A 5182-nucleotide genomic window follows, 5' to 3' on the forward strand; every position below is an offset into this window, starting at 1 on the left:
TTTTTTTACATTGATTTATGTAGTGTATTTTTATAAGATTTTTGAGGGTGAAAAACCTAAGCAGAGATATTTACATTGTATTCCGTTAGGTATATTAGGGGTTATCAATACATTGATTGTGGAACATCTAACGATTTATAATGTGGTAATGGCAATGGGAGTTATTATTTATACATTCATAAAATACAAAAAGATTATCATTCAGTATGTGATGTATTTTATAGGGACAATTGTGGGTACCTGTTATATGTTTTCGAATTCTGTCTATCATTCTATTTCACAAAATGCAGACGGATATCGAACTATGTCATCTAAAGGTCTGATTGGACAAGCTTTGATAAATTATTTTGATGTCATGTATAAAGAAATGTATATGAATAATCTGGTGTTGAACGGTATTCTTGTGATTATATGCATTATTTTGTATGGATATTTAAGAAAGAAAGAAAGGAAAAATAATTTAATTCAGGGTTGTCTTTGGGTGATGACCGTTTATGAAATCTATGCATTTTTTTCGGTGTTAGGACTGGTTGAAACAACAAAGGGGAAACATCTTATTTATTTAGAGGGGGTGGCAACATTAATCAGTGCTGCTGCTGTTATTATTGTGACGGTATGGATTGGCATTAAGCTTAAGCAATGGATCAAAATTGTCTTTAGTTTATGCAGCATTATATGTCTTGGTGGTCCTCTGTTGGAAGTGACACCAATTGGCAGCAGATGCTTTTTTGCAACCTATGTGTTTTTTATGATATTAATTTGTGAATTAGTTAGATTGCTTCCAGAAGATTGCAAAGAGAAGGTGGTGGGATATCAGTTCCGGAAAGTCTGTACGTGCATTGTACTCACAGGAATGTGCTTTTATTTGGGTATTTTTTTGTCTATATACAAAGCGGATAGGCATCGATTAAATTATATTGAGTGTAAAATCGCAGAGGGAGAAAAGAAAATTGATATTATTCATTTACCATATGAGTCATATGTATGGACACCGACTCCTGGTAAAGGCGATATTTGGGAAGAAAGATATAAATTATTTTATCATTTGCCAGCAGATATACAGTTAAATCCAGTATGGTCATATACTAAGTAGCTAAATTACCTGGCAGAAGGGAGTCATACGTGAGACAGAAGAAAATAACAACAGTGGTTTCTGTTTATAATGAGGAATTATCTTTAAAACATTTTTATGAGGTAACAGTACAAGTACTTGAAAATTTGGAATGGGATTATGAAATGGTGTTTGTAAATGATGGAAGTAGTGATAGAAGTATAGATATCCTTCGATCTTTTGCAAATATTAATTCAAAAGTGAAAGTTGTTAATTTTTCAAGAAACTTTGGACATGAGGCAGCAATGATTGCTGGCATTGATTATGCAACAGGTGATGGTATTGTATGTATGGATGCTGATTTACAGCATCCACCGCAGTGTATACCAGATATCATCAAAAAATTTGAAGAGGGTTATGAAGTTGTAGCTATGGTGCGTACTCAAAATACAGATGCAGGACTGATTAAACGAATTACATCTGGTGCATTTTACAAGGTGCTGAATCTTATGTCGCCAATCAAATTTGAGAATAATTCCTCTGATTTTTTTGCAATGACACAGAATGTGGCAGAGGTCCTGAGAAGGGATTATCGTGAAAAAGTTAGATATTTGCGTGGATATGTGCAAAGTGTGGGATTTAAGAAGACAACATTAGAATTTAAAGCAGCAAAGAGAGAGGCAGGAGAAAGTAAATATAATATTAGAAAGCTATTGAAGTTTTCTATTAATACACTGTGTAGTTTTTCTGATTTGCCATTGAAACTTGGTGTGTACTCAGGCTGTGTGGTTGCTTTATGCGGTTTTATTTTAATGATATATACTATCATTGAAAAATTGGTTCATAATGCACCAGCAGGATATTCGACGATTATTGTTGCTTTATGCTTTATGTTTGCAGTGACACTAATTGTTATTGGTATTATTGGTGAATATATTGCTATTTTGTTTGCAGAAGTTAAAAATAGACCAATATATATTGTTAGGGAAGTTTTAAATGACAACAGTAAAGAAAATGATTGCAAGTAAAAGATGAAAATGATAAATTTGGAGGGAAAAATGAGCAGCAGGTTATTTATTGTTATACCTTGTTATAATGAAGAAGAAGTGCTTCCAATTACATCAAAGATGTTTCTTGAGGAAATGCAATTGTTGATTGAGAAAGGCAAAATTAGTAATGACAGTCGAATCCTTTTTGTTAATGATGGAAGTAAGGATCGAACATGGGAGATTATTACATCACTTTCAGAGAAGGACGAACATTATATTGGTATTTGTCAGAGTCGTAACCGAGGACATCAGAATGCTGTGCTTGCCGGGTTGATGGAATCAAAAGATATTTGTGATATAACAATTTCTATAGATTGTGATGGGCAAGATGATATAGGGGCTATGGAAGCTATGGTGGATGCCTATCATGATGGCAGTGAAGTAGTGTATGGTGTGAGAAGTAAGAGGGATACGGATACTTTTTTTAAACGTTTTACGGCTGAATCTTTCTATAAATTACTCAATAAAATGGGAGTTGAAGCTGTCTATAATCATGCAGATTATAGATTAATTTCTGCAAGAGTACTTAAGGAATTTGCAAATTTTAAAGAAGTAAATCTTTTTTTACGGGGGATGATTCCTCTTGTAGGATTTAAGAGTACGAGTGTTTATTATGAGCGTCATGAGCGGATTGCCGGAGAGTCACATTATCCATTGTCCAAGATGCTTGCATTAGCTATTGATGGTATTACCAGTTTAAGTATCAAGCCAATTCGAATGATTACCGGATTGGGAATAGGTGTGTCTATTTTAAGTTTTATTGGTGTTATTTGGGCAATTGTTTCTCAAATGACGGGCCATGCAGTGACAGGATGGGCAAGTACGGTATGTTTGGTATGTTTTATGGGAGGCGTTCAATTGATTTGTCTAGGGGTCTTGGGAGAATATATTGGAAAAATTTATATGGAAGTAAAGGCTAGGCCACGTTATATAATTAGTGAAAGAACTTGGGATAAAAAAGAAAAATAATATGTAACTGTTTAGAGCCAAGCAAAATTTCAAAAACAGGTATAAAATGCTTGCATTTTAAGTCTGTTTTTGAAATTTTATTTGGCGGATACGCCACACCGATGAAATGCGTAGCATTTTGGAGGTTGGCTCTGAATAGTTACAATAGTATAATAATTTTCAATGTTTGTGTTTCGTTTAGTGAAACGTAGACATATTTGCATAATTGGGTATGAGAATAAGGATAAGGAAGAATTTGAGGAAGAAGTATGAAAATTCAACGTAATTACGGAGTAGACTTACTAAGATTAGTTCTCATGTACATGGTGTGTATGCTTCACACATTAGGTCATGGTGGTATTTTATATGCTACTGAGGCAGGAACAATAAAATTTAAAGTTTTTTGGTTGATGGAAATTTTTTCGTATTGTGCAGTTAATGGTTTTGCAATTATTAGCGGTTATATGTCTACAGATAGGCCGCAAAAATATGAGAAATTGGTAGATATGTGGTTCCAGGCCTTTTTCTATTCCTTTGTAATATCAGTTTTATTGACAGTAGCAGGTGGCAATATAGAAGTGACGAAGAAAGAAGTTATTAGTTGGGCTATGCCAGTTGCATATGATAAATTTTGGTATTTTACTGCCTTTTTTGCTCTCTTTTTTTCAATTCCAATTTTAAATCGATTCGTTGTTAAGATAGATGAAAAAACAGCAAAAAAAGGAATAATTATTTTAATTATTTTGTTTGGCACATGGAATTTGTTTGCTAATGCATTTAAAGTTCAAAATGGATATTCTGCGTTCTGGTTGATGATATTATATTGTATTGGTGCATTTGCAAAAAAGGCTAAGGTATTTGAAAATAAAAAAACGAGTACTTTGTTAGCAATATGGGGAATATGCATTCTTATTACATGGATTATGTGTGTACATTATGGAAATAAAATATTTGTAAACTATATATCCCCTACAATGATACTAAGTGGTTTGATTATGGTTGTTTTGTTTGCGAGAATACATCTAAAGGGGACAATTATTTCTAGATTATCTCCATTGGCGTTTGGCATTTATTTGTTTCAGCAGAATCAAATAATTTGGGAAAAATATTTAAATAATGCATTTTCATTTGTGCTAAACAAAAGTGTAGTAGTAGGAGTTCTTTATGCAATCATATGCGCAGGTGCAATTTTTATTATTGGTCTGTGTGTAGAGTTTGTAAGAAGTAAATATGTAGGCATTTTAAAAGTTCACCAAATAAGTAAAAGAATTGTGAGTTTTATACAATATTTATTAGAAAAAGCGATTATTTTATTCGATTGATAATAGGAGGGATGGAAAACTTATGAATGTGAAGAAGGATGAAAGAAACAATATAATATATGGGGCGGAGTATATTCCTGAGAATTCAAAGGTTAATTTTGTGGGAACAGGAAATATTTTATACTTGGAGAGTGGCGTATATTTAGAAAATGCAATTTTAAATTTTAATGGAAGTGATTCAATTATTTATATTCGAGGAGGGAATCATAAGTTAAATCTCAATGTCAGCGTAAATAATCAATGCACATTTGCGATGGGAAGGAATAATTATTTAAATGGGCGTTTAAATGTAATTGTTTCAGAACAGACAAATGTCTGTTTGGGGGATAACTGTGTGATATCTTTTGGAATATGGATTAGAACTGCGGATCCTCATTTGATTTATGATGTGAGCAATCATAAGAGAATTAATCCAAGCAAGTCTGTTATTATAGGAGATCATGTATGGATAGGACAGGGGGCATTGGTATTAAAAGGAACTTATATTGGTTCCGGGGCTATTATAGGCGCTGCTTCAGTCGTGTCAGGGAAAAAAATTCCAAGTAATACAGTTTATGCCGGAAATCCTGTTAGAGAGGTGAAAAGGAATGTATTTTGGGATGGTGCGTGTGTTCATTCCTGGACTCAGACTCAGACAAAGAAATATGAAAAATATGATGAGAATAAGTGGGTATTCCTAGATGATAGAGAAAGTATTGAACCTGAGCAGCTTCAAAACCAGCTGAGAAATGCTTTGGATGCAGAAGCGCGGTTAGCTGTTATCAGAAATATATATGAAGAAACGCTGATTGTCAAGGTAGTTGTCAGTAAAA

General features: G+C 33.3%; 5 protein-coding genes. All 5 read left to right on the forward strand.

The genetic code is table 11. The annotated features are described in order from the left end of the window. Window positions 1–1093: hypothetical protein (locus tag WMO25_RS14490; protein ID WP_349085889.1), on the forward strand; the 1093-nt coding region annotated here is incomplete at its 5' end. 29 nt (window positions 1094–1122) lie between these two features. Continuing rightward, a complete protein-coding gene (locus tag WMO25_RS14495) occupies window positions 1123–2079 on the forward strand; it encodes a glycosyltransferase family 2 protein (RefSeq protein ID WP_349085890.1) in 957 nt (318 codons plus the stop codon). A 30-nt stretch (window positions 2080–2109) separates the two neighbouring features. Next, entirely contained in the window at window positions 2110–3069 is a 960-nt protein-coding gene (locus WMO25_RS14500; RefSeq protein ID WP_349085891.1) for a glycosyltransferase family 2 protein, read from the forward strand. A 248-nt stretch (window positions 3070–3317) separates the two neighbouring features. Further along, complete coding sequence (locus WMO25_RS14505) at window positions 3318–4370, forward strand: acyltransferase family protein (protein WP_349085892.1); 1053 nt, start codon at window positions 3318–3320, stop codon at window positions 4368–4370. A gap of 22 nt (window positions 4371–4392) precedes the next feature. Then, window positions 4393–5182 (forward strand): acyltransferase (locus WMO25_RS14510; RefSeq protein ID WP_349085893.1); only part of this gene is annotated, 790 nt, incomplete at its 3' end.

The sequence above is a fragment of the Coprococcus intestinihominis genome, from assembly GCF_040096555.1.
GTDB lineage: Bacteria > Bacillota > Clostridia > Lachnospirales > Lachnospiraceae > Coprococcus_A > Coprococcus_A intestinihominis.